Below are 24,452 nucleotides of genomic sequence, written 5' to 3'. Positions count from 1 at the left end.
CCTTCACGCGATGGCGGCGACCCGCCGCGCCCGGCCGCGCCGCGCTTGCGATCGCCGCTAAACGCGATGGCGATCACCGCTAGAAAGCCGGCCACGGAATCGGGCGATGCCGATTGGGTCCCGGCATCACCGGATTGTCCAGCAGCGCGTGCGCACGCATCCGCAGCGCGGCGATCTCCGCGGAAGTGATGTGCTCGGCCAGTTCGTCGCCGAACGAGCCGGTGAGGGCCTCGGCCAGCCCGGCGACGGCCTTGCACGTTTGGCCGTCGATCGGCTTGCCGGCCCACCCCCACAGCACGGTGCGCAGCTTGTCCTCCACGTGCAGGCACACGCCGTGGTCGACCCCGAAGATGTGGCCGTCGAGGTCGCGCAGGACGTGGCCGCCCTTGCGGTCGGCGTTGTTGACCAGCACGTCGAACACCGCCATGCGCCACAGGCGAATGTCATCGGCGTGCATCAACACGACCTCGTCGCCGGCGTAGTCGTGGGCGCGCAGCACCGGCAGGTAGCCGGGCTGGGCCTTGCCGGCGGGAAACAGGTCGACCAGATCCGGGCCCGGCCGCGGCTCGGTGTCCACCGTGTCGCCGGGCTGCTGCACCCACTGCTGCAACATGCCCGGGCCCGCCGGCCCGTGGCGAATGATCGTGTAGGGCACGATGTTCCAGCCCAGTTGCGCCGACACCAGGTACGCGCTCCGCTCGCGGCCGGCCAACGTCCCGTCCGGAAAGTCCCACAGCGGCGCCTCGCCGGCGACCGGCTTGTAGACGCAATGCACCGCGCGCTCGTCGAGCGTCGATTCGCACAGGAAGGTGGCGTTGCTGGCCGAGCGGATCCGTCCGATGACCGTCAGCTCGCCGTTGCGCAACACCTCATGGTCGTCATATCTCGGGGTCATCGTCAGACCCGAGCAGCGCATTGCGCCGATAGCCGTTGGCGCGTGCGCAGATATGCCCCTCCGGGTCCAACGGTTCGTCACACAGCGGGCACGGCGGACGCCCCGCCGAGATCACACGGTTGGAGCGGGTGGCGAACTGCCGCGCCGACTCCGGTGTCAAGAACACCCGCACCGCGTCGGGACCCTCCTCGGTGTCGTCGAGCACCACCGACGCGTCGAACTCGGCGTCGGTGACGGCGAGCAGCTCGACCACCACGGTCTGGGCCTCCGAATCCCAGCCCAGGCCCATGGTCCCGACCCGGAACTCGGCGTCCACGGGCGTGACCAGCGGATCGAGGTCCTCGATCTCGGCGGGCTCCGGCGGGACGGGCGTGCCGAACCTGCGGTTCACCTCGAGCAGCAGCGCCCCGATGCGCTCAGAGAGCACCGCCACCTGCTGCTTCTCCAAAATCACCGACACCACTCGGGCGTCGTGCACCGCCTGGATGTAGAACGTGCGGTTTCCGGGCTGGCCAACGGTCCCGGCCACGAAGCGGTCGGGGGTGCGGAAGACGTGAATTGCGCGGGACATGGCACCTCCAAAATACCGGCTGTTGCCGTCGCCGTGCGATCCGATAGTGGTGGCGGCCGAATTAATCCGTCGAACCACCGACCACGGCGTCGCTGGACGGCAGCCCGGCGGCCGGTGGTGCCTGCGGCTCGCCGTTGGACTGCCCGTCCGTTTCCGGCTTCGCCTCTTCCTTCGGCGGCGGCCCGGCCCGCAGCGCGGCGGACAGCCGCGCGCCGGTGTGGTTGACGTGCAACACAAACGGGCGCAGTTCGGTGTAGCGGATCACGCTCACCGACGCCGGGTCGGCGGTGACGCGCTGGAACCCGTCCAGGTGTAAGCCGTAGGCGTCGGCGATGACCGCTTTGATGACATCACCGTGAGTGCACGCGACCCACAGCGCGTCGCCACCGTGTGCCGCAGCCAGCCGGCGGTCGTGCTCGCGGACGGCGGCCACCGCGCGCGCCTGCACCTGCGCCAGGCCCTCGCCGCCGGGAAAGACCGCCGCGCTGGGATGGGCCTGAACGACCTTCCACAACGGCTCGCTCACCAGCTCGCCGATCTTGCGGCCGGTCCATTCTCCGTAGTCGACTTCGGCGAGCCGGTCTTCGACGAGCGGCGTGAGACACAGCGCGTCGGCCAGCGGCTCGAGGGTGCGACGGCAGCGCAACAGCGGCGAGGTGATCAATTCCCGAATCGGCAGATCACCGATCCGGTCGATCAGCCCGGCGGCTTGTTCGCGGCCCTTGTCGTCGAGGTCGACGCCCTCCGAACGACCGGCGAGAATGCCCGCGGTGTTCGAACTGGATCGGCCGTGTCGCAACAAAATGACGGTCATGTCGACCACGACGCTACCCGTGTGGGACTCCTACGCCGCGCTTGCGATCACCACTAGCGCGAAACCGGCTCCGCGTGCGCCACCGAGTCGCGCACCGCCGCGCTCAGGCTGCGTTCGTCGGTGAGGTCGATATCGACGAGGCCGCGGACCGCGGTGGCGACCACCTCGTCAGCCTGCGGAACGGGCCCGGCCAGGCGCGGCCGGTAAACCTCGACGACCAGCGATCGATTCTCGATATGGAACGAGAAACTTCGCCCATCACCGACTTGTCCGTATCCGCTAGCGAAAATACCTGTCGACATGTCTTCGACAGCAAACTCTTTCTGCGTCATATGACGGTCAGCGGTGACGGCCATGAGCCGACGATACCTCGCCGGTACGGCGGGAGGCGGGCAGCATGGCCCGGCGGGGCGCGACCGCGTTCCTTAGAATTTGTGTTCCACCGCCGCACCACGAGGGAAGCAATTGCTGTCACGACCAGAGCGCCGCAGGCTTACAGCTCAAAGCGGTTTGTTGAGCCTTGCGGTTTTGCTGGGTGCGACGGTCGGTTGTTCGTCGAATCCGCTTGCCGGCGCGCCGCGGACCATCGAACCCGCGCTGGCGGCCGTGTCGCCGCCGGTGTCGCAGCCGCCGGCCGGCGCGGTGCGCCCGCTGGCCGGCCACGCCGCGGCGGCGGTGCTCGATACCGGCACCCATCAGCTGGCCGTCCTGGCGCCGGGCTCCGACCCGGCAGCGCCGGGCAGCCTCACCGTGTTCGGTGACCCGCAGGCGCCACCGCGCGTCGTCGACCTGCCGGGCCCGGCCACCGCGGTGACCCATGACGGCCACGGAACGGTCTACCTGGCCGCGCGTGGCGGCTACTTCGCGGTCGACCTGTCCACCGGCCGCACGACGCAGGTGAGCGTCACCGAGGCCGCCCAGACCGAGTTCACCGCGGTGGCCCAGCGCGCCGACGGCAAGCTGGTGTTGGGCAGCGCCGACGGCGCCGTCTACACCCTGGCCTCCCCCACGCCGGCCGCGGTGACCAGCGCGAGCGTCGCCAACCGCAATAAGATCTTCGCGCGCGTCGATTGGCTTGCCACACAAGGCAATACGACGGTGGTGCTGGACCGCGGGCAGACGTCGGTGACAACGATCGACGCCGACGGTCACGTCCAGCAGGCCCTGCGGGCCGGCAGGGGTGCCACCACGATGGCCGCCGACGCGCTGGGCCGGGTGCTGGTCGCCGACACCCGCGGCGGCCAGCTGCTGGTGTACGGCGTGGACCCGCTAATTCTGCGGCAGGCCTACCCGGTTCCGCAGGCGCCCTACGGCCTGGCCGGTTCCCGCGCGTTAGCCTGGGTTTCGGCGACCCTTTCCAATATCGTCATTGGTTACGACCTGTCCACCGGAATTCCCGTCGAAAAGGTGCGTTACCCGACCGTGCAGCAACCCAACTCACTGGCCTTCGACGAAGCGTCAGACACTTTGTACGTGGTGTCGGGATCCGGTGCGGGAGTTCAGGTCATCGACCACGCGGCGGGTACGCGTTGACCGCGGCGCGGCACAGCCGCCTGCCCGCGGGCTGGGACACCGAGATGTCCGACGAATACGAATGGGCGCCGCTGCGGCTGCCCCCGGACGTGACCCGGGTCAGCGCGTCGACCCGATTGTCCATCGAGGCCGAATACCGCGGCTGGGAGTTGACAAGGGTACGGCTCTACACCGACGGCAGCAGACGAGTGCTGTTGCGCCGCAAGAAGTCTCGTCTAGACGGCGCCGGCTACGACGGGCGACGGCCCGACCAGCCGGAACTGTGACACCCGACCGGCCACGCGAGGGCAGCCGCCGACTGTACGGCCTGCTGCGAGGGCTGTTTTTCGTGATCCCGCCCGAACGCATCCACACGCTGGTTTTCGCCCTGCTGCGCGGAGTCACGGCCGTCGCCTGGACGCGCCGGGCCCTGCGCCGGCTGCTGGCCCCGACCGATCCGGCGCTGGCCAGCACCGTGTTCGGGGTGCGTTTCCCGGGGCCGCTTGGCCTGGCGGCCGGCTTCGACAAGGACGGCCTGGGCGTGCTCACCTGGGGCGCGCTGGGTTTCGGGCATGCCGAGGTCGGCACCGTCACCGCCCACCCGCAGCCCGGCAACCCGGCCCCCCGCATGTTCCGGCTGCCCGCCGACCGGGCGCTGCTCAACCGGATGGGTTTCAACAACCTCGGTGCCGGCGCGCTGGCGATGCGGCTCGCGCGCCAGCGGCCGGAGGTGCCGATCGGGGTCAACATCGGCAAGACGAAGGCAACGCCGGCCGATCGGGCCGTCGACGACTACCGGGCGAGCGCCCGGCTGGTGGGCCCGCTGGCCTCTTACTTGGTGGTCAACGTCAGCTCGCCGAACACCCCCGGGCTGCGTGATCTGCAGGCGGTCGAGTCGCTGCGACCCATCCTGTCGGCCGTCCTCGCGGAGACGACCACACCGGTGCTGGTGAAGATCGCGCCGGACCTCTCCGATTCCGACGTGGACGAGATCGCGGACCTGGCGGTCGAGCTGGGCCTGGCCGGCATCGTCGCCACCAACACCACGGTGTCGCGCGACGGCCTGAAAACCCCGGGGGTCGAGGCGCTGGGCGCCGGCGGCATCTCCGGGCCGCCGGTGGCGCGCCGCGCGGTCGAGGTGCTGCGCCGGCTATACCGCCGGGTCGGCGATCGCCTGGTGTTGATCGGCGTGGGCGGCATCGAGAACGCCGACGACGCCTGGGAGCGGATCACCGCGGGCGCCTCGCTGCTGCAGGGCTACACCGGCTTCATCTACGGAGGAGGCTTGTGGGCCAAGCAGATTCACGACGGCATCGCCCGGCGGCTGCACGACGGCGGGTTCGCCTCGCTTGCTGACGCGGTCGGCTCGGCGGCGCGGGGTTGAGCCCCGCGAGACTGTAACCACCGACGCATTTCCCGAGTGCACCCGTCGGTGGTTACAGTCTCGCCGTTAGGACTGTTCGTAGGTGGCGTGGATGACCGCCCGGGCGATGGCGTGCTGGAACAGGTTGAACCCCAGGAAGGCGGGGCTGGCGTCCTCGGGCAGATCCAGTTTGTCGGTGTCCACGGCGTGCACGGCGATGTAGTAGCGGTGCGGGCCATGCCCGGCCGGCGGCGCGGCGCCGAGGTAGCGGCGCAGCCCGGCGTCGTTGACCAGCGTCAGCGCGTCACCGGGCAGGTTGCTGCCGTCGCCGGCGCCCTCGGCCAGCTCGGTGACGTCGGCGGGCAGGTTGGCCACCGCCCAGTGCCAGAACCCGGAGGCCGTCGGCGCGTCGGGGTCGTAGACGGTGACGGCGAAGCTGCGGGTCTCGTCCGGGAATCCCGACCAGCTCAGCTGGGGGCTGACGTCTTCACCGCCGGCGCCCATGATCCCGCTGACCTGGGGCTTGGCCAGCGGCTGGCCGTCGGTGACCGACTGCGAGGTCAACGTGAACGTCGGCAGCTTCGGCAGCGATGCGTACGGGTCGGGCGCGGTGCTCATGGCAGTCCTCTCGAATGATCGGCTTGCGTTCGTCAACTAGCAGTGGGTCAGGAAGTGGGTCAGCACATCGGTGCCGAACCGCAACGCGTCGATGGGTACCCGTTCATCGACGCCGTGGAACAGCGCGGTGAAATCCAGATCCGGCGGCAACCGCAGCGGGCTGAAGCCGAAACAGCGAATACCCAAGCGCGCGAAGGATTTCGCGTCGGTACCACCGGAGAGCATATACGGCACGGTGCGTGCGTCCGGGTCGAGCGCCAGCACGGCGTCGTTCATCGCGTCGACCAGGTCACCGTCGAAGCTGGTCTCATAGGACGAGAAGTCCTTGATCCACTCGCGGGTCACGTCGGGCCCGAGGAGCTCGTCGATCTCGGCCTCGAAGGCCTCCTTGCGGCCGGGAAGGATGCGGCAGTCCACCACCGCCTCGGCGATCGCCGGGACGACGTTGGCCTTGTACCCGGCCTTGAGCATCGTGGGGTTCGCGGTGTCGTGCAGGACGGCCTTGAGCATGCGGGCCATCGGGCCCAGCTTTTCGACCGCTCCCCGCAGGTCGCCCGAGTCGGTATCGAACGTCAGACCGGTTTCCTCGCTGACGGCCGCGAGGAACTGCGCGACGGTGTCGGTCAGCACCAGGGGAAACTGGTGGCGGCCCAGCCGGGCGACGGCCTCGGCGACGGCGGTGACGGCGTTCTGGTCGTGCACCATCGATCCGTGGCCGGCCGGGCCGCGGGCGGTGAGCCGCATCCACGACAGCCCCTTCTCGGCGGTCTCGATCAGGTAGAGCCGACGTTCGCCCCCGTCGCGGCGGGGCACGGTCAGCGAGAACCCGCCCACCTCGCCGATCGCCTCGGTGACGCCGTCGAACAGATCCGGCCGGTTGTCGACCAGCCACTGCGCCCCGTAGGTCCCGCCGTGCTCTTCGTCGGCGATGAACGCGAAGACCAGGTCGCGCGGGGGCACGATGCCGGCCCGCTTTAACTGCCGGGCCACCACGATCATCATGCCGACCATGTCCTTCATGTCGATCGCGCCGCGGCCCCAGACGAAGCCGTCTTTGACCGCGCCGGAGAACGGGTGCACGCTCCACTCGGTCGGCTCGGCCGGCACCACGTCGAGATGCCCATGGATCAGCAGCGCGCCCCGCGACGAGTCGGCACCGGGCAGGCGGGCGAAGACGTTGCCTCGGCTCGGGGCGCCGGATTCGAGGTACTGCGGCGTATAGCCGACCTCGGCGAGCTGCTCGGCGACCCAGTGGGCGCACTCGGCCTCGCCCTTCGTCGTCTCCGGTTCGCCGGTGTTGGTGGTGTCGAACCGGATCAGCTTGCTGACCACCTCGACCACGTCGTCGCTCGGGATGGTCGGCTGCTCGGTCGCCCCGCTGTGAATGGTCACAACCCCCTTTCCTACCATTGCCACGGCCGGACGGCTCGGGCCGAGCACCGAGCCGTCCCGAGGAGCTGGATTGGGTTCGCGGCGGGCGATCCGATAGCCTTAGCTGCCAACCCATGCTGGTTTGGCCTTGTCCGAGTGGCGGAATGGCAGACGCGCTAGCTTGAGGTGCTAGTGCCCTACTAATGGGCGTGGGGGTTCAAGTCCCCCCTCGGACACACGACTGAGCCGAATGGAATGAAGGCTCGCATTCATTCCTGAGGCGATGGAGTGTGTTGAGCGGCGAAGCCGCGATCACACCCACGCTGATGTCGATTGGGCATCGCTTGATGTCCTGATTCTGCCCTCCGGCGCGATGGAACGGTGTCTTACACAGTTTCATTTGTGCAGTTCAGCAATCCATGGTCTCCCAGCGTCTCGACGGTGAGCCATGAGGCACGAAGGGGCGACTTGGAGGTGCGCGGACTGATCGACTGAGCATCAGACGATATGGCACCGCCGCCGCCGCTGGCGGCACCCAGCACTCACGGTCATAGCGTGACACCCAAATCGTCGCGAACACGACCGAGGAGATCCTGCGCCAGAGCTGCGAAGCTGGGCGCTGTGGTGGGGTTGCCGCCGTCGACCGCCGCGGCGGCCTGCGGCAGAACCGAAGTAGCTGACGTGCCTTCCTTTTCGAGAAAGCCCAACGCGCGGATGCTGACATCTCGCGCGTGTGATTCGGCGATATGCAGGCGAAAACCGACAGTCAGATCATCGGTGTCGACAGCTTGAAGCAGACGCAGCATATCCAACGCGTCTTTTTGCTTGACCCGCTTGCCCTCGGCCTTGATGTCGTTGAGCCGTTCCTCGAACTTGATGATCTTGGCGACCAAGAGTGCGGCCGGTCCTGCCACATTGACCTCAACACAGCGATGATCGTCGGGGTCTAGTGTCCTGAGTCATGAACTACCCCAGGTTTAGTTCCTACTCGGTTGCGAGGGCCGGGGTCGGCTGGCTCGCAGGGTGTGAGGTGCCGGTGAGGGCGGCCTCGTACTCGGCGGGTGGAACGTAGCCGAGGGCTTCGTGCAGGCGTTCCTGGTTGTACCAGGCCACCCATTCGGCGGTCGAGAGTTCGACATCATCGATGCACCGCCAGGGCTTGCCGCGGTTGATGAGCTCGGTCTTGTAGGCGGCGTTGACCGCTTCAGCGAGGGCGTTGTCATAACTATCGCCACGCGACCCGACCGAGGGCGCGATCCCCAGTTCAGCCAGCCGGTCGGTATAGGCCAGCGATAGGTACTGGGATCCGCGGTCGGAATGATGAACCAACTCGGATAGATCGGTATTCGACTGCCACACAGCGTGATTGAATGCTTGAAGCGGGAGGTCTTCGGTGCGCATCGTGGCCGAGACCGCCCAGCCAACGATCTTCTTGGTGCACGCATCAGTGACGAACGCGGTGTAACAGAACCCCTGCCAGGTCCGCACGAACGTGATGTCGGCGACCCATAGCCGGTTCGGTGCAGCGGCCCGGAATTGGCGGTTGACCAGATCGGCCGGCCGGATCGCGGCCGGGTCGCTGATCGTGGTGAACACCGGCTTGCCCCGCTGGGCGCCGCGCAACCCGGCCTTGCGCATCAACCGGCGGGTTTGTTCACGGCCCAGCTGCCAACCACGCCGTGTCATCGCCGCGTGCATCTTCTTGACCCCATACACCGAGTAGTTCTGCCGGTGCACCGCCTCAAGGTCAGCGATCAGCTGCTCATCGCGGATCTCCCGGTCCGACGGTGGTCGGGTCCGCGCGGCCCGATAACCCCGCGAGGTGAGGAATCCGGGGATAGCTGCCCGCAGCACACGGCAGATGAGCTCGACCCCGAACTGATCGCGATGAGCATCGATGTAGGCGATCATTTCGTCGCGGGGCGGTCGAACTCCGCGGCAAAAAACGCAGACGCTGACTTCAAAATCTCGTTAGTTATCTGAGGCCGTGAGGAAGCTGTTCACCATGTAGACGACACGCGTTCGGAGATGCCGGGAAATGCGTTGTGGACCAGTTATCTTCGGTGTCTGTGACGAGTCCTGGGCTGCGGGTGCAGTCGGTGGTGATGCCGTTCGGCGACCGCGAATCGTGGACGCTGGTGGATCAGGATGCGGTGGTGGTGGAGCCGGTCGAGGCGTTCTTGTCGCATCTGCACGCGATCGAGCGCTCACCGAACACGGTCAAGGCCTATGCCCATGATCTGCGGGATTGGTTCGAGTTCCTCGATCGGGGCGGCCTGGTGTGGTCGCGGGTGCGACTGGAGGAGGTGGGCCGGTTCGTGGCGTGGCTGCGACTACCCGCGGCGGGGCGAGTGGGCAATGTGTCAGCGCTGCCGACGGCGGAGAGCATGTGCTCGGAGGCCACGGTGAACCGCAAGCTATCGGCAATCTCGGCGTTTTATGAATTCCATCAGCGCCACGGAGTGGACCTGGGTGATCTGTTGACGACCTGGCAGCGGCATAAGGGACATGGTGGATCGTGGCGACCACTGCTGGCGCACCTGGGATCTCGACCGGAGCGCAGCAGGCGGATCCGGTTACGGGCCCAGCGGCGCATCCCGGACACGCTGGACACGGAACTGGTCGCGGCGATCGTGGCGGCCTGTGATCGGCTGCGGGATCGGTTCCTGTTTTCTCTGCTGGCTGCATCCGGGCTGCGGGTTGGTGAGGCGTTGGGGTTGCGGCACAGCGACATCGATGCGGCTGCTCGGCTGGTGACGGTGGTGCCGAGGGTGAATACGAATCGTGCCCGAGCCAAGGGCGGGGGTCGCCAGGTGCCGGTGCCGGGCGCGGTGATCCGGCTGTATGCGGATTATCTGCATGGCGAGTACGGCGAGCTGGACAGCGATTACGTATTCGTCAACTTGTGGTCCGGTCCTATTGGGTATCCGTTGACGTATGCCAGCGTCTACGATTTGGTCTGCCGATTGCGGGAGCGGACCGGAATCATGTTCGGGCCGCATACTTTTCGCCACTCGTATGCGACAGAGTTGTTGCGCCGCCAGGTGCCGGTCGAGGTGGTGGCCCATCTGTTGGGGCACGCGTCGATCGCGACGACCAGTGACGCGTACGCGCATCTGAAGGTCGAGGACACCCGCCGCGCGTTGGTGGCCGCGGGGTGGCTGGCGGACCGGGATGGGTCGTGGTGAGCGTCGAGGTGCTGGCGCCGCCGATTGAGCCCGGCTGGGTTGCGCGTTTGGGCGCAGCGGTGCGTGCGGAGTTCCGGGTCGAGGTGCTGGTGCCCGCCGTCGCGGATCCGATTCTCGGGTCGCCGGCATGCGCGGTGCCCGGGTGTGTGCGTTCGAGTCGCTACGCCGGGCTCTGCCCGGCCCATCTGGGCCGGTGGAGAAAGGCGGGTCGCCCGGATGACCGACGGGCGTGGGCGGCGACCGCTGATCCAGAGGTGATGGGGTACCGGCCGCTGCAATCGTGCCTGGTGCCCGGTTGCGGCTTCGGGCAGCATCGGTATCGGTTGTGCTACACGCATTCCCACGCCTGGGACAAGGCCGGACGCCCAGTGGTGGATCGGTGGAAGCCGGACGTGGCCGGCACGCCGGCAGCGGTGTGCGCCATCCCGGGGTGCATGTTGTGGGCCGAACTGGACGCCGGGTGGTGTCATTCCCACCACCGGCGGTGGCGGCTGCGTGGTCGCCCGTCGGCGGCGGAGTTCATCGCCTACTGCGCCAGCTACGGCGAGGATCGCTTCGACTTGCGGCCGCTGCGGCCGCAGTTGCGGCTGGAGATCGGCTACGCGCTGCAATGCCGCGTCGACCTGAACCGAACCCGCACCACACCGCGATCGATCAAGCCGCTGCTGGACCACTTGTCGGCAACCGGGGCCGAGTCGCTGCTGGATCGTCCGCTGGCCGACTGGCTGGCCGGGCTGCCGGCCGCGGCGTCGGTCAACACCCCGCGCGCGTTCCTCGGTTACGCGATCGAGTGCGTGCTCGATTTGCGCGACGGGACCGGCTGGGACAGCGAATACCAGCGTGACGTGTGGCGGCTACGGCGGCTCGGTGTTTCCGGCCATGACGGGGCCAAACTGGATTTCACTGCGGTGCACCCAGTCTGGCTTCGAGAGCTGGCCAAACGATGGTGCCGGTGGCGCATGTCGTGCGGAGTCGGGCTGGGGCAGCTACGCAGTGATCGCCTCGCGCTCGTTCGTTTGTCGCAGTTCATGCCCGGACTAGCGAGCTCGTCGGGCCCGGGTGCGCTCGAGCGGGCAGCGCTGGAGGCCTACCTGGCTCGACTGGCCGTTGAGATCCCACAACCGAAGACCCGCAGCGCCGAGATCGGCTGTGTGACCGGGTTTCTGAATGCCGTTCGCCAGCACCGGTGGGCATCGCTGCCGGCCGAGGCGCAGCTGTATCCCAGCGACCAGCCCCGCCGTGACGAGACACCGGCACCGCGGGCGATTCCCGAGTTCGTCATGGGCCAGTTGGAAAGCCCGGCCAACCTCGACCGGATCAGCGACCCGCGGATCCGGCTGCTGGTGGAGGTCCTCATCCGCACCGGCCTGCGCATTGGCGACGCCACCCGGCTGGCGCTGGACTGTCTGGTTCGCGACCCGCAGGGCGCGGTCTATTTGCGCTACCGCAACCATAAGATGCGCCGCGACGCGGTGGTGCCCATCGACGACGAACTCACCGCCATGATCCAGACGCAGCAGGAGCGCACCCGGCAGCGGTTTCCAACCACCGCCGTGTTGCTGCCGCGCAGCAGCGCCAACCCCGACGGACGGCTGCCCATTCCCACCGTGACGTTCCACCTCCAGCTCGGGCAGTGGCTCGAAACATGTGGTGTCACAGATGAACTCGGTCAGCCAGCGCATATCACCGCTCATCAGTTCCGGCACACGGCGGCCACACGATGGATCAACCATGAGGTGCCGCAGGAAGTGGTCCGACGCCTGCTCGACCACACCAGCCACACCATGACCGCCGTGTATGCCCGATTGGCCGACACCACCATACGAGAGCAGTGGGAACGCGCCCAGAAGATCAACATCCACGGTGAGCCGGTCGACATCACCGTCGACGGGCCCCTCGCCGATGGCGAGTGGATGAAGCAGAACCTTGCACGCGCGAAAATAGCGCTGCCCAACGGCTATTGTGGTCTGCCACTACAGAAATCGTGCCCGCACGCCAACGCATGTTTGACTTGTCCGCTGTTCATCACGACCGCCGAATTCCTACCCCAACACCGCAAGCAGCTCGATGACACCCGCACGTTGATCTCGCGTGCTCAAACCGACGGCCACACCCGCCTGGCCGAGATGAACCACACCGTCGAAACCAACCTGCTTACCATCATCGCCACCCTCGAAACCGACCAACGCGACTGCCGGTGCGCTGCAGCGGGCAGCGAAACATGCTGCGGAAAGGAACCATCCGATGCGCCATGACAACAGCCACTACCTCCTCGCCGCTGCCCAACGCCGCCGCGCCGACACCCTCCAACGCGCCCGGCAAGCCCTGCAGGAACTCGGCGAAACCGGCCAGCGGCGCACTATCACACAGATCGCCGCCCTCGCCGGCGTCTCCCGCTCATGGCTGTATGCCCAGCCCGCACTGCGCGACCAACTCCGCCGACTGACCGCCATATCGGAGACGCCCGAGCCGGCACCACCTGCCCCAGTCGAGCGCGGCTCCGACGCCTCCCTGCGCCAACGCCTCACCCTCGCACACGAACGCATCCGCGAACTCGACAACGAAAACCGTCAACTACGAAACCAGATCGCACTCCTGCACGGACAGCTCCGCGCCAACCGCATCGCCGACACCCACATCACGGACACCGTCCACGACACAAACACCCAGATCACGCCCCCAAACAGTCGAGCCCGCCCAAGATAACGTTGGCCCTGCGCAGTTCAGCGTTCTCGCGCTTGAGCTTACGGATCTCGGCATGCTCAGAACTGGTCATGCCCGGCCGTTCACCAGCATCGACTTGGGCCTTGCGTCGCCACCGACGCACCGACTCCTCCGAAATATCGAGTTTGCTGGCGACAGACTTTATGGCCTCGAACTCCGACACTTCCGAGGCTTCCATCACAGTGTCCAACAACCGCAACGCACGCTGCCGAAACTCCGGCGAATACTGACGGGGCATAGCTTCCAATCCTCCTATAAGGATCGGAACTAAACCTGGGGTAGTTCATCATTAATTTTGGTGCAGTAGTTTGCGATGCTTGCCAGGATCTGGTCGGCGGTTTTGGTCCAGACGTAGGGTCGCGGGTTGTCGTTCCAGGTGTCGATCCAGGCGCGGATGTCGGCGTTGAGTTGGCGGACCGAGGTGTGGGTGCCGCGGCGCAGTTTCTTGGTGGTCAGCTCGGCGAACCAGCGTTCGACGAGGTTGAGCCAGCTTGAGCCGGTCGGAGTGAAGTGCAGTACGAACCGGGGATGTGTTGTCAGCCAACGCTTTACCGCAGGAGTCTTGTGCGTGGAGGCATTGTCGAGAACGACGTGGCAATCCAGGTCGGCGGGCACTTGTTCGTCGATCTTTTTCAGGAAGGCCAAGAACTCCTGGGAGCGGTGTCGGGCATGCAAAGAGCCGATGACTTTTCCGGTGGCCAGGTCCAGGGCGGCATACAGGCTCGACGTGCCATAGCGGACGTAGTCGTGGCTGGCCCGTGCTGGCGTGCCGGGCAGCATCGGGAACACCGGTGCGGTGCGGTTGAGCGCTTGGATCTGGGTCTTTTCATCGACGCAGAGCACCAGGGCGCGCTCGGGTGGGTCCAGGTAGAGCCCCACGATGTCGCGGACCTTGGCCACGAACAGCGGATCCTTGGACAGTTTCCACGAATCCTGCTTGTGCGGCGCCAATCCAAACGCCCGCCACACCCGCGAGACCATCGACTGACTCAACCCGAGGTGGGTGGCCATCGAGCGCGTCGACCAGTGCGTGGCATCGGGCGGGGTGGTCTCCAACGTCGCGGTGATCAACGCTTCGATCTGCCCATCGCCGACCACCCGAGGCCTACCCGGCCGCGGCTCGTCAAGCAGGCCATCGCAGCGCTGCTCAACAAAACGGTTACGCCACCGCTTGACCGTCGAGCGTGAGATTCCCATCCGGTCGGCCATGTCGGAATTGGACTCACCATCAGCGGCCGCCAACACAATTCGCGACCGCAACGCCAACCCCGCCGCACTCGTTCGTCGCCGAGCCCACCCCTCTAACTCGGCACGTTCAGCATCAGTCAACACAATCTCAGCAGCACGCGGAGTGGGCATCACCCAGTTTAACAACTGAGCCGTAATTAACGACTCAGGACACTAGCGCATGCAGGGTACGCGGGCCGTGGTCGACGAGGGCGGGTTCCAAACCGGCTGTGGGTCTGGCAGCCCACTTCTCGTGCCCGACCAGCCGCGCTGAGCGTGCACCTTTGGCAGTGCGGCCGGACTGAAACGGCGCAACCATGATGTCGACTGCCACTTCGCCGCGGCCCACCCATCGACCAGGGTTTGCACCCTGGTTGAAGCCCACAGCTGCCATTGCGGCAGTGATCTCAGGGCTAGTCTTCAGCGACTCCGCATTGAGGGCCAGGTCGCCGTCGGTGGTCATCGGCGGTTCAACAAAGTCGCCAGCACCAGTATGTAGATACACGGCTTGAGCGCCGACGACGATGATCGTCGGCAGGTGCCCATCGAGCGCGTCAAGAGCGTCGAGCAGTACAGCTCGCGCCGCGACATACTCCGGTGCGTGAACGAATTCATTCTCTCCAGGCATCGTCGCTCCTTGCCAATATGTCGATGAGCTGCTCAGCCTCTTGGGCGAGGCGGCCTTTGGGAAGGGTCAGCAGGTCCGCGAGCACCTGGGAGATGGGTACGACGCGCAATCCCGTCGCGGTGATGTCCACACTGGTTAGCAATGTGCGATCTCGCGGGGTCGTGATCATGACGTTGCTGGTGGCACGGTCACTGCGGACCAGCCCGAAACTGCTGGCGGCACTGGTGATGTCATCGGCGTAGAGCGTGAGCACGGTCAGAGGAACAACCGAGGTGATGTCCGCGGGAAGATACTCGCGGGCGGCAGCCGACCCGGTGGCGGTTATGTCGTCGCGCCCCCGAATTCGGTCGAGGGTGCGTGCGACACCGCGTGGCGCGATGTAGTCCAGGACGACACCATTGCCGTTGGTGAAGCTATAGTCGGTCACCCAGCGATCGAGGAGGGTGCGTTTCCGTACGCGGGTGATGGTGCCGTCCTCGGATCGCTCGATGGCGCCGGCATCGACCAGCGTTGGCATCAGTTTGGAGACCGCTGCAGCGCTGCTCGACGATAGATCCGCAAGTTCGCGGATCCCCAACGGTGGTTGTCGGTCGAGGAGGGTGCGGATGGTGCGCGCCGTAGCGGGGCCGGTGAGTCGGACGGTGGCCGTCGACTCTCGGGGCCGCGGCGGTTTGGGCGCACCCTCTAGGCGGATCAGCACCGGCGGATTGGAGGCCGTCAGACTAACCCAGCCGGTCGTATCCAGGTAGCTGATGTTGGCCTCGTCCAGTTCGCGCCGGAGCGGCGGGCTGACGTACTCGCTGACGTACAGCAGAGGAGCGTCGCCGAAGGCGGCGGCCATGGTGCGCAACTGCCTTGTGATGTCCTGCACCGAGCGGCGATTCGTCGACAGCTTTACTTCGGCCAGGAAGCTGACGGCGGCGCCGTCCTCGGTGGTCAATGTCATCCGGAAGTCGACGGCGCGGTCCGGTTCGATGCCGATCCTCCAGGACGGCGGCAGTCGCGAGCGCAGCGTCTCGACCGCTGCGTTACGTACAGCCGTTTCTCCAATCATCGCATTTCGCATCACGAGAAACATGGTACTTTGCGAAACAGGGAAAGCACAGAGGCAACGGTCACCGAGCCTGGGTCCAACAGCAGCAAGATGAGCGCCTGGCAGATGGCACAGTCCCGCATTTCGCGGAGATATTGAGTTCGCCTACTCCCAAAACAGCGGCCACTACCAGATCGGGAGCGGAACCAACGAGGTGACGCTGGCTGTCGGCAATACGGATTGGGCACGGTCTACGTGCTCACGGATCCGTCCGACATAGCCAACGTCGCGGTCATCAACAGTGCGCGAACGAATTGCTGACGGACATGTCTCGGTTCGATACAAGTAGCCGGATCATCGACGCGGCACCAGGCGACGCGGTCGTGCTGCACAACGGGAGCGAGTTCTGGGCGCTGGTGTACATCGTGAAGGTGTTCGCACGACAGGCGTTGAATCGCGAACTGGCGATCGAGTTCCGGTACGCGAGACCGCCCACCCCAAATTTCAGCGGGTTCGTCTTCCCTGGGACAGACGCGGGCCGGCGCGGGCGAGACGCCCGACCTTGCCGGCGCAGCCGCAGCCAATCGCCGGCCGCCAGAAAGCTGACTGGTCAACGACCAACTCGAAGACCCCACCGTGTCGCAGGTGGACAAGTCCCCCTCGGACACATCGTTCTTGCGGTCGGATTGACGGTGCGGCGACCAATTTCATTGGTGATCACCGGCGTAGCGGCACGGGGACGGAGTCCCCCGTCTTCTCAGCTCATCGCCATCCTGGACGGGCCCAACACTTGTCCTTAGCACTGAAGCCTCAGTCGCCGCGCGGTCCCGGGTGTCGGAGGTGCGCGTAACACTGCGTCCAAGGCGTAGCTCGCCGCCACGCCCTCTCGTCGGTTCGAACCGGAAAGGCTGACATCGTGAACGTACTTGCAGCGTGGGGCTTATTTCTCATGGGTGGATCCATTTTCATCGGGTTGACATACTCCATCGTCTCGGTGGGTTTCTCAGCGGGGATATTTCAGTACCAAACGTTGGCTGTCGACGCTTTTCGTGAGAGGTTCGCCGAGATCACCGGCGGGACGGTCGAGGATTACGTCAAAGCGATTCCACGCTTCCGCAAGTTCTTCTCCCGAATTTCCTCTGATGACGGGCCGATCAGAGGCATTGGCGACGGGGTGCGGATTCTGATAGGCAGACCGGTGCGACTGACCAACGAACGACGGTGGGAAGTCTTCGACGCGCTCCAACACGGCCCAGCGTGGCGCATAACCGAAGACACCGAAAGGCGGCTAGTTGCAGTCGCGCTCTACTGCGCGAACCTACCCATCACGCAACCGCCACCTGACAGCCTGAAGGGGAAGGCGTTTAGTGGACAGCGGCAGGCGGAATTCCTTGTCGCACAGACGAAAAACGACATCGACGACGCCCAGAGCGTCGAGGAGCTTTTCACCGTGTACCAGACTTACCGGGCGGTGGTGCGGCGCAAATGGTTCCATGCGCTTACCGGGGGACACCGAAAGATTCTCAAAGCAAGAGCAACACCACAGCTCATCTTCTGGAAGAAAATGTTCGCCTACTCCGGCGGGGGAACCGGTGCCGGTACCCTCCTTTTCCTGTATTCGGCGGCGCTCCGGAACGACACCCTGCGGCACCTATCCTGGCCCACTATCGGCGGAGGGATTGGGCTGGTCCTCTTCGCGACAGGGGTTGTGAAGTCATACAACCGAGGCCGCATGGTCGACCATGACCGTACGAAATTTCGGCTATTTGCCCAGAAACAGCCGTTGGTTGCCACAGGCGTGATGTCCGGACAGGTCGTGCTGGCATTCTTCGCCGGAATCATGATGTTGGTCTTGCTATTGCTTGCTCTGTACTTCTTCCAGGGGTTGGTGCTCGGCTTGAGCCTGAGATTGATAGGTGACCAGCCATAATCAGCCTGCTAACCCGATCGGTCTGGGCAGTCACGATGGCCCGCCTTCGAGCGCATGCATTCGCAATATTCGGCTGATGCGCGGTGCAACGAGGTAACCACACCAATAGCTCCCGCCGGCGTTCACCGCCCTAATCGCAAGCCCGCAAGTCGCGTCATAGGCGGGCACAAGCCCCCACCCTTGCTGCGGCCAGCGTATGCAACCGCGGCGATCTTAACCCCAAGTTAATCCGCAGGCTCCAAACACCTTCCCGCGCAACCGTATTGCGCTACCGCAGGCCATCCACCGAGCATGCACCTCACACGGGGGCTTTCCCACGTAGGCTGGTAGACGACCAATGAACCGACCGAACGGCTTTCTCCGGCGAACGGCGACACGCAGTTTTTGTGACCGCCGCGAGGCCGGCCGCGCGGTGGCCGAAGAGCTGACGGCCTACCGCGGCCGCGACGACGTGCTGGTGTTCGGGCTGGCGCGCGGCGGCGTGCCGGTGGCCTGGGAGATCGCCGCCGCCCTGGGTGCCCCGCTGGATGTGTTCCTGGTGCGCAAGCTGGGGGTGCCGAACTGGTCGGAGCTGGCGATGGGCGCCCTGGCCAGCGGTGGCGGCCTGGTGATGAACGACGAGGTCGTGGCCAGCTTGCGCATCACCGACGCGCAGGTGCGCGAGGTGATCGACAGCGAGACGTCCGAACTGCTCCGGCGCGAACACGCCTACCGGGGCGGCCGGCCGATCGCCGACCTGCGCGACCGGGTCGTCATCCTGGCCGACGACGGGATCGCCACCGGCGCCAGCATGCTGGCCGCCGTGCGGGCGGTGCGCGCCGCGGGCCCGAAATCAATCACCGTCGCGGTCCCGGTGGGGCCCGAGTCGACCTGCCGCGACCTCGCGCGGGAGGCCGACGACGTGGTGTGCGTGACGATGCCGCCCGGATTCGAGGCGGTCGGGCAGGTCTACGACGACTTTCATCAGGTCAGTGACGGCGAGGTGCGCGAGCTGCTCGCCACGCCGACCGCCTGAGCGTTACTTGGCGGCCTCGTCGCTGCGGCCGTCGGCCGCGACGCTGGACTCCTCGGTCGGCTCGGTCGCCTCGGCGGCGGCCTCCGGTTCGCCCTGCGCGGGCACTTCCTCGGGGTAGTCGACGTAGTCGTCCTCGTCGGGATGGGCCTCGCCCGCATCCTGGTCTTCGTCACCGCCGGGCGGGCGCTGCTGGCGCTCCCGCAGGGCGTCGAGGATCAACAGGACCACACCCACCACGCTGGCGGCGATGCAAACCCAGGCGACCAGCTCGTTGCTCGTGACGACGGCGAACACCAACGCGACGAGCCCGATCAGGGCCAATACCAGCGCAATGACGAGCATCGGGCATCCTCCAGGCGACGAGCGGGACTGCGGTGTTCAAGACCTAGTGTGCCAACCCCGAAGCTCGGCGAGCGTCCGGCACGGCTGAAAGACTAGTTGTTGCCCCGGTTGAATTGCTCGAACCCGCCGGCATCCGCGCTGGAGTCCACGGGCGCCGCCGACCCTCGCTGGCCGAGCTCCTCGAGCTGAGACTCCAGGTAGGTCTTGAGCCGGGTGCGGTATTCACGCTCGAAGGTGCGGAGCTGCTCGAGGCGACCTTCCAGCACCGTGCGCTGCTGGTTGATGGTGCCCATGATCTCGGAATGCTTGCGTTCGGCGTCGGCCTGCAGGGCGTCGGCCTTCTCCTGGGCCTGGCGCAACTGGGTCTCCGAGCGGGACTGCGCGTCCGCCAACATCGCGTCGGCGCGCTGCCGTGCCTCGGCCACCGTGGTCTCGGCGGTGCTGCGGGCCTCGCTGAGAATCTGGTCGGCGTTGGCGCGGGCGTCGGACAGCATCTTCTCCGACTCGGCCTGCGCGGTGCTGGTGAGCCGGTCGGCGGTGTCTTGGGCCAGGCTCAGCACCCGAGCGGCCTTCATGGCCTGTTCCTCGTTGTTGACCGCCGCGGCCGGTGCGGCGGGCGCGGCGGCGGCCTTGACGGGCTCCGGCTCGGGCTCGCGGACAGGGATGGCCTGCGTGGGCGCGGCGGCCGCGGCCGGGGCGGCGGCCCCGCCGCCGGAGGCCAGCTCCTGGTCGAGCTCTTCGATCCGTTGGCGCAGATCGCTGTTCTCTTCGATGAGTCGCGTCAGCTCGGCTTCCACCAGATCGAGGAAGGCATCCACCTCGTCTTCGTTGTAGCCCCGCTTGCCGATCGGTGGCTTACTGAACGCCACATTGTGGACGTCGGCTGGTGTAAGCGGCATTGTTTCGTCCCCTCAAGTTCCTGTCGAACGTTCTGGAAAGTGTAGAACGCAGTGGTAGCCGTAGTGCAACTGCCGTCCATCCTGTCACACCAGGCGCGACGGTTGCTGATTAGCCCAATAAATAAGAGCCAATTTCAAACAGTGAGGCCAATAAAATCCGAAACCTTAGAAATTTTAAATCGCGGGAACCAAACCGACGCTAAAACGTGTCCGGACCGTCTCCGGGACGGAACGGGGGCTCAGGCCGCGGGCCGGAATCGGGTCACGCCGCGGCGCCGAACGCCAGCTGCATCCCGATGAACGCGACCAGCAACAGCACCATGATCGACAGGTCGAAGCGGACCGCTCCGATGGTGAGCTGGGGGATCAACCGGCGCAGCAGCTTCACGGGCGGATCGGTGATCGACATGATGATCTCCAGCACCACCACGGTGATCCCGGTGGGATGCCAGTCCCGGCTGAACGAGCGAATGAACTCAACGACGACCCGAGCGATGAGCAGCAGCCAGAAAATGAACAGCGCAAACCCAAGGATCTGAAAGAACAACACCAACTGAAGTGCCCCGACCTTATCGATGAGATGCCAAGCGCCGCGGACGTGCGCGGCGCCTGCCAGCCTACCGACTCCGGGTTACCGGCCCCACCTCACGTGGCCTCGGGAGTCGTTCAACCATTCGAGTGCGCGATCGGCCGCCCGAGACGGGCCATCGCCGAGCGCGGCGGGTGCGTCTATTGGTAAGCGTAGAAACCGGTTTCGGCGATCCGGCGGCGCTCCTCCGGGGACACGTCCACGTCGGCGGGCGACAGCAGGAACACCTTGGTCGCCACCTTGTCGAAGGATCCGCGCAGCGCGAAGGCCAGGCCGGCCGCGAAGTCGACCAGCCGCTTCGCGTCGGCGTTGTCCATCGACACCAGGTCCATGATCACCGGGGTGCCGTCGCGGAAACGCTCGCCGATGGTGCGGGCCTCGCTGTAGTCCTTCGGACGCAACGTGGTGATCTTCGACAGCGGGTGGCCCTCTTCGAACATCATCGCCATCCGGCGCGGGTCCATCGCCAGCGCGCCGCGGGTGGAGTTGCGCAACCACGAGCCGAAGCGGGGTCCGCCCCTCTCGGCCCGGTCGAACTCGCGCGGGTGCACGGCGCCGTAGCGCGGCTCCTCGCCGTAGCCACCGCGGTAGCCCGCGGGCGCCACGTAGTCGGCGGGCTCGCGGCGCGGGTCGTCGTAGTCGTCGCCGTCGTAGCGGCCGTATCCCTGGAAAGTCTCGTCAAATCGCGGGCGCGGGAAACCGCGGGACGGCGCGCGGTCGTCGTAATACTCGTCTTCGTAGTCGTCCATTGGGGCCATACCGAAATAGGCCTTGACTTTGTGCAGTGTGCTCATTGCGTTGACCCTTCTAGCCCCTGGGATTCCTGGTGTTAGTGATAAAGCTGTTACTGCAGTGACTACTTACGGTGACGGTAACCTCCGACGGCCCAATAGGGCGGTACCGACACGCACACATGTCGATCCGTGTTTGACGGCGATTTCGAAGTCGTCGGACATGCCGGCGGACAGGCCGACCGCGTTCCGGTGCGTCTCGAGCACCCGCCGATGTTCGGATTGGAGCCGGTCAAAGGCCTCGTCGGGATCGGAGTTCAGCGGCGGGATGGCCATCAGGCCGGCCAGATCCAGATTGGTCGCCTCCTCGACCCGCGCGCACATCTGATCGACGGCCCCCGGCCGAGAAATGTCGACGCCGCCGCGGGACTCGTCGCCGTCGAGGCTGACCTGAACATAGATCCGCATCGGTTCGGTGCGGCGGCCTTCGGCCAGCGCCGCCGCGACGCCCCGGTCGAGCGCGGTCACCAGGTGCGCACTGTCGACCGAGTGGGCGGTGTGGGCCCAACGGGCCACCGACCGCGCCTTGTTCCGCTGGATATGACCCACCATGTGCCAGCGCGGATTTCCCACGTTCGACCGTTCAGAAGCCGCCAGCAGCCGAGTGACCTCGGCCACTTTTGCCGTCGCTTCCTGGTCCCGCGATTCGCCGACGGCCCGGCAACCCAATCGGGACAAAGTCACGACGTCGGTTGCTGGAAAAAACTTGGTCACCGGTAAAACTTCGATCTCCCCGACATTGCGGCCCGCCGCTTCGGCCGCCGCGGCAAGGCGTGAGCGCACCGCCGCCAATGCGTGGGTCAATTCCGATTCGCGGTCTCCCCCATTGGACATGTCCACCGCCATCGCGGTCACTCCATCCAGACCAGCGAGGCCAGCCGGCCCGTCGGTGCATCCCGGCGGTGGCTGAACAATGTCGGGTCGGCCACCGTGCACCGCGGATCGATGTCGATTGCGGTGACGCCCAAACCCTTGAGCTGGCAAGCGATTCCGGCCCGCAGATCGAGTCCGGGCGTGCCGGCCGCGGTGGTGGTGCGGCTGCCGGGCAGCGCCGCTTCGACCTCGTCGGCCATCGCCGCCGGCACCTCGTAGTTCTGGCCGCTGACGGCCGGACCGAGCAGGGCCGAGATGTCCTCGGGCTGCGCTCCCAGTTCGAGCATCGCCGCCACGGTGCGCGCCACCACGCCGCGCTGGGCGCCGACGCGCCCCGCGTGCACCGCCGCGGCCACACCGGCGCGCGCGTCGGCCATCAATACCGGAACGCAGTCGGCGGTCACCACCGCCAGCGCCAGTCGCGCGGTTCGGGTCACCAGCGCATCGGTGTCTTCGAGCGTGGCCTCCGGTGGCGCCTCGACCACCTCGACCCGATCACCGTGGACCTGGTTCATCCACACCACGCGCCCGGGGCGCAGGCCGACGGCGCCCGCCAGCCGCGCCCGGTTTTCGGCGACCGCCGCCGGGTCGTCACCAACGTGGTCACCCAGATTGAAGGTGTCGAAGGGGGGCTTCGAGACACCACCGGCGCGGGTGGTGGTCACCCGCCGGATGCGAACGCTCACGTGACCAGTATCCGGAAGCCCTTGCCCGCCAGGCTGCATCGACGTAGGGCCCCTATGCTTCGACGCCGGTTTGTCGCGCAGTGGCAAGCAAATCGAGACCTCAGCGGCGCATGAACGGCGGCACATCGACGTCGTCGTCATCGCCGCCGATATTCAAGGTCGAACCGTTCGTGTGCACCGGCACGCTGACCGCGTCGACCGGTTCGAACAACGTCGAGGTGAGCTTGCCGGCCTTCGCCGACTCGATGCGGTGCGCGCCGACCTTCTCTTCCTTGTCGGCGTTGCCACCGATGACGGGTTTGCGGCCGGGGCCGGTGGCGTCGAATCCCGCCGCGATGACGGTGACGCGCACCTCGTCGCCCAGCGAGTCGTCGATGACGGTACCGAAGATGATGTTGGCGTCCTGGTGCGCGGCGTCCTGCACCAGCGAGGCCGCCTCGTTGATCTCGAACAGCCCCAGGTCGCTGCCACCGGCGATCGACATCAGCACGCCCTGCGCGCCTTCCATCGACGCCTCCAGCAGCGGGGAGTTGATGGCGATCTCGGCGGCTTTGAGCGAGCGGCCCTCGCCGCGCGCCGAGCCGATGCCCATCAGCGCGGTGCCGGCGCCGGACATGATGCCCTTGACGTCGGCGAAGTCGACGTTGATCAGGCCCGGGGTGGTGATCAGGTCCGTGATGCCCTGGACACCGTTGAGCAGCACCTCGTCGGCGCTGCGGAAGGCGTCCATGAGCGACACCGCGGCGTCACCCATCTGCAGCAGCCGGTCGTTGGGGATCACGATCAGGGTGTCGCAGCTCTCCCGCAGCGACGCGATGCCGCTTTCGGCCTGGTTGCCGCGCCGCTTGCCCTCGAACGAGAACGGCCGGGTGACCACTCCGACGGTCAGCGCGCCCAGCTTGCGGGCGATGCTGGCGACGACGGGGGCCCCGCCGGTGCCGGTCCCGCCGCCCTCACCGGCGGTGACGAACACCATGTCCGCCCCGCGCAGCAGCTCTTCGATCTCGTCCTTGGCGTCCTCGGCGGCCCTGCGCCCGACCTCCGGGTCGGCGCCGGCGCCCAGCCCGCGGGTGGAGTCGCGCCCGACGTCGAGTTTGACGTCGGCGTCACTCATCAACAGCGCCTGCGCGTCGGTGTTGATCGCGATGAACTCGACGCCTTTGAGGCCCTGTTCGATCATTCGGTTGACGGCGTTGACGCCGCCGCCACCGATACCCACGACCTTGATCACGGCCAGGTAGTTGTGCGGGGGGGTCATCATTCGTCTTCCTCCCTGATGGGCTCGGCTCTCCCGGTGGTGGGCTCCTCCGGACGTTCGCGGTCCTCCCTGGCAAACCCTCAACCTCAACCATAGAGTTAGAGTTATGTCAAGTAGTTCCGCGC

25 protein-coding genes, 1 tRNA gene, 2 pseudogenes and 1 other annotated feature are annotated in these 24,452 nt (G+C 66.4%); of the genes and pseudogenes, 9 read left to right on the top strand and 19 right to left on the bottom strand.

Annotation, left to right across the window (positions count from 1 at the left end; translation table 11 throughout):
* Nucleotides 1-79: 79 nt before the first annotated feature.
* From AC0KTM_RS09020 to AC0KTM_RS09005, 4 genes are all read right to left on the bottom strand, one after another.
* Nucleotides 80-895 carry an SCO1664 family protein gene (locus AC0KTM_RS09020; RefSeq protein ID WP_255641715.1) on the bottom strand — a complete coding sequence of 272 codons (816 nt, stop codon included), beginning with the start codon at nt 893-895 and terminating at the stop codon, nt 80-82.
* Nucleotides 879-1,466, bottom strand: coding sequence for a DUF3090 domain-containing protein (locus AC0KTM_RS09015; RefSeq protein WP_225330356.1), 588 nt, complete (start codon nt 1,464-1,466; stop codon nt 879-881). The genes AC0KTM_RS09020 and AC0KTM_RS09015 overlap by 17 nt, the downstream gene beginning before the upstream one ends.
* 61 nt (nt 1,467-1,527) lie before the next feature.
* Nucleotides 1,528-2,280: a histidine phosphatase family protein gene (locus AC0KTM_RS09010; RefSeq protein ID WP_238957909.1), complete on the bottom strand. Its 753-nt coding sequence runs from the start codon at nt 2,278-2,280 to the stop codon at nt 1,528-1,530.
* 53 nt (nt 2,281-2,333) lie between these two features.
* On the bottom strand, nt 2,334-2,636 hold the full coding sequence (locus AC0KTM_RS09005) for a hypothetical protein (protein ID WP_225330354.1): 303 nt from the start codon (nt 2,634-2,636) through the stop codon (nt 2,334-2,336).
* Between the two features lie 109 nt (nt 2,637-2,745).
* On the opposite strand from AC0KTM_RS09005, the gene AC0KTM_RS09000 reads away from it, so the two are divergent.
* The 3 genes from AC0KTM_RS09000 to AC0KTM_RS08990 are packed head-to-tail and all read left to right on the top strand — an operon-like array spanning nt 2,746 to nt 5,176.
* Complete coding sequence (locus AC0KTM_RS09000; RefSeq protein ID WP_472415457.1) at nt 2,746-3,813, top strand: YncE family protein; 1,068 nt, start codon at nt 2,746-2,748, stop codon at nt 3,811-3,813.
* On the top strand, nt 3,810-4,079 hold the full coding sequence (locus AC0KTM_RS08995; RefSeq protein ID WP_225330236.1) for a DUF5703 family protein: 270 nt from the start codon (nt 3,810-3,812) through the stop codon (nt 4,077-4,079). The genes AC0KTM_RS09000 and AC0KTM_RS08995 overlap by 4 nt, the downstream gene beginning before the upstream one ends.
* A 32-nt stretch (nt 4,080-4,111) precedes the next feature.
* On the top strand, nt 4,112-5,176 hold the full coding sequence (locus tag AC0KTM_RS08990; protein ID WP_225330248.1) for a quinone-dependent dihydroorotate dehydrogenase: 1,065 nt from the start codon (nt 4,112-4,114) through the stop codon (nt 5,174-5,176).
* A 66-nt stretch (nt 5,177-5,242) separates the two neighbouring features.
* On the opposite strand, the gene AC0KTM_RS08985 is transcribed toward AC0KTM_RS08990, so the two are convergent.
* The gene (locus tag AC0KTM_RS08985; RefSeq protein WP_225330237.1) at nt 5,243-5,773 is read right to left on the bottom strand and encodes a YbhB/YbcL family Raf kinase inhibitor-like protein; all 531 of its coding nucleotides are present in this window, start codon (nt 5,771-5,773) and stop codon (nt 5,243-5,245) included.
* Nucleotides 5,774-5,809: 36 nt separating this feature from the next.
* Nucleotides 5,810-7,183 carry a M20/M25/M40 family metallo-hydrolase gene (locus AC0KTM_RS08980; RefSeq protein ID WP_225330249.1) on the bottom strand — a complete coding sequence of 458 codons (1,374 nt, stop codon included), beginning with the start codon at nt 7,181-7,183 and terminating at the stop codon, nt 5,810-5,812.
* Between the two features lie 111 nt (nt 7,184-7,294).
* Between AC0KTM_RS08980 and AC0KTM_RS08975 the strand changes: the two genes are divergently transcribed.
* Nucleotides 7,295-7,380: transfer RNA gene (locus AC0KTM_RS08975), tRNA-Leu, on the top strand.
* A 312-nt stretch (nt 7,381-7,692) separates the two neighbouring features.
* Here AC0KTM_RS08975 and AC0KTM_RS08970 read toward each other — a convergent pair.
* Both AC0KTM_RS08970 and AC0KTM_RS08965 read right to left on the bottom strand, forming a co-directional pair.
* Entirely contained in the window at nt 7,693-8,037 is a 345-nt protein-coding gene (locus AC0KTM_RS08970) for a hypothetical protein (protein ID WP_238957907.1), read from the bottom strand.
* 91 nt (nt 8,038-8,128) lie between these two features.
* Nucleotides 8,129-9,061: pseudogene (locus tag AC0KTM_RS08965) on the bottom strand (IS3 family transposase); the annotation flags it as partial.
* Nucleotides 8,977-9,094 (bottom strand) — a sequence feature (AL1L pseudoknot). Its footprint overlaps the pseudogene before it by 85 nt.
* A gap of 155 nt (nt 9,095-9,249) precedes the next feature.
* On the opposite strand from AC0KTM_RS08965, the gene AC0KTM_RS08960 reads away from it, so the two are divergent.
* Genes AC0KTM_RS08960 through AC0KTM_RS08950 form a run of 3 tightly spaced genes read left to right on the top strand, consistent with a single transcriptional unit; the run spans nt 9,250 to nt 13,038 of the window.
* Entirely contained in the window at nt 9,250-10,332 is a 1,083-nt protein-coding gene (locus AC0KTM_RS08960; protein WP_033717226.1) for a tyrosine-type recombinase/integrase, read from the top strand.
* Entirely contained in the window at nt 10,302-12,587 is a 2,286-nt protein-coding gene (locus AC0KTM_RS08955) for a tyrosine-type recombinase/integrase (RefSeq protein WP_225325992.1), read from the top strand. The genes AC0KTM_RS08960 and AC0KTM_RS08955 overlap by 31 nt, the downstream gene beginning before the upstream one ends.
* Complete coding sequence (locus AC0KTM_RS08950) at nt 12,577-13,038, top strand: DUF6262 family protein (protein WP_007172469.1); 462 nt, start codon at nt 12,577-12,579, stop codon at nt 13,036-13,038. Before AC0KTM_RS08955 ends, AC0KTM_RS08950 begins: the two co-directional genes overlap by 11 nt.
* On the opposite strand, the gene AC0KTM_RS08945 is transcribed toward AC0KTM_RS08950, so the two are convergent.
* From AC0KTM_RS08945 to AC0KTM_RS08930, 4 genes are read right to left on the bottom strand one after another with little or no spacing between them, the layout of a single operon-like run.
* Nucleotides 13,004-13,294, bottom strand: a complete 291-nt coding sequence (locus AC0KTM_RS08945) for a transposase (protein WP_238957905.1) — start codon at nt 13,292-13,294, stop codon at nt 13,004-13,006. The two genes, AC0KTM_RS08950 and AC0KTM_RS08945, sit on opposite strands and share 35 nt — an antisense overlap.
* 29 nt (nt 13,295-13,323) lie before the next feature.
* The gene (locus tag AC0KTM_RS08940; protein WP_238957904.1) at nt 13,324-14,415 is read right to left on the bottom strand and encodes an IS630 family transposase; all 1,092 of its coding nucleotides are present in this window, start codon (nt 14,413-14,415) and stop codon (nt 13,324-13,326) included.
* 34 nt (nt 14,416-14,449) lie between these two features.
* The gene (locus tag AC0KTM_RS08935; protein WP_238957903.1) at nt 14,450-14,911 is read right to left on the bottom strand and encodes a hypothetical protein; all 462 of its coding nucleotides are present in this window, start codon (nt 14,909-14,911) and stop codon (nt 14,450-14,452) included.
* On the bottom strand, nt 14,895-15,977 hold the full coding sequence (locus AC0KTM_RS08930) for a hypothetical protein (RefSeq protein ID WP_225330250.1): 1,083 nt from the start codon (nt 15,975-15,977) through the stop codon (nt 14,895-14,897). The genes AC0KTM_RS08935 and AC0KTM_RS08930 overlap by 17 nt, the downstream gene beginning before the upstream one ends.
* A gap of 883 nt (nt 15,978-16,860) precedes the next feature.
* On the opposite strand from AC0KTM_RS08930, the gene AC0KTM_RS08925 reads away from it, so the two are divergent.
* Together AC0KTM_RS08925 and AC0KTM_RS08920 are read left to right on the top strand one after the other, a co-directional pair.
* Entirely contained in the window at nt 16,861-17,874 is a 1,014-nt protein-coding gene (locus AC0KTM_RS08925; RefSeq protein WP_238957902.1) for a hypothetical protein, read from the top strand.
* A gap of 331 nt (nt 17,875-18,205) precedes the next feature.
* Nucleotides 18,206-18,889: pseudogene (locus AC0KTM_RS08920) on the top strand (phosphoribosyltransferase); the annotation flags it as partial.
* Between the two features lie 3 nt (nt 18,890-18,892).
* Here AC0KTM_RS08920 and AC0KTM_RS08915 read toward each other — a convergent pair.
* From AC0KTM_RS08915 to ftsZ, 7 genes are all read right to left on the bottom strand, one after another.
* Nucleotides 18,893-19,231: a phage holin family protein gene (locus tag AC0KTM_RS08915; protein ID WP_472415456.1), complete on the bottom strand. Its 339-nt coding sequence runs from the start codon at nt 19,229-19,231 to the stop codon at nt 18,893-18,895.
* Nucleotides 19,232-19,323: 92 nt separating this feature from the next.
* The gene (gene wag31 / locus AC0KTM_RS08910) at nt 19,324-20,130 is read right to left on the bottom strand and encodes a DivIVA-like cell division protein Wag31 (RefSeq protein WP_225330241.1); all 807 of its coding nucleotides are present in this window, start codon (nt 20,128-20,130) and stop codon (nt 19,324-19,326) included.
* A gap of 262 nt (nt 20,131-20,392) precedes the next feature.
* Complete coding sequence (locus AC0KTM_RS08905; RefSeq protein WP_003878110.1) at nt 20,393-20,683, bottom strand: YggT family protein; 291 nt, start codon at nt 20,681-20,683, stop codon at nt 20,393-20,395.
* Nucleotides 20,684-20,859: 176 nt separating this feature from the next.
* Nucleotides 20,860-21,513, bottom strand: coding sequence for a cell division protein SepF (locus AC0KTM_RS08900; RefSeq protein ID WP_238957900.1), 654 nt, complete (start codon nt 21,511-21,513; stop codon nt 20,860-20,862).
* 66 nt (nt 21,514-21,579) lie between these two features.
* Complete coding sequence (locus AC0KTM_RS08895; RefSeq protein ID WP_238957899.1) at nt 21,580-22,356, bottom strand: YggS family pyridoxal phosphate-dependent enzyme; 777 nt, start codon at nt 22,354-22,356, stop codon at nt 21,580-21,582.
* 5 nt (nt 22,357-22,361) lie between these two features.
* A complete protein-coding gene (pgeF, locus tag AC0KTM_RS08890) occupies nt 22,362-23,069 on the bottom strand; it encodes a peptidoglycan editing factor PgeF (protein ID WP_238957898.1) in 708 nt (235 codons plus the stop codon).
* Nucleotides 23,070-23,169: 100 nt separating this feature from the next.
* Entirely contained in the window at nt 23,170-24,327 is a 1,158-nt protein-coding gene (gene ftsZ, locus AC0KTM_RS08885) for a cell division protein FtsZ (protein ID WP_225330251.1), read from the bottom strand.
* Nucleotides 24,328-24,452 lie beyond the last annotated feature (125 nt).

The sequence above is a fragment of the Mycobacterium sp. NTMscope_Eco_3 genome (assembly GCF_976985685.1).
This window is presented reverse-complemented; position numbering and strand designations above follow the sequence as displayed.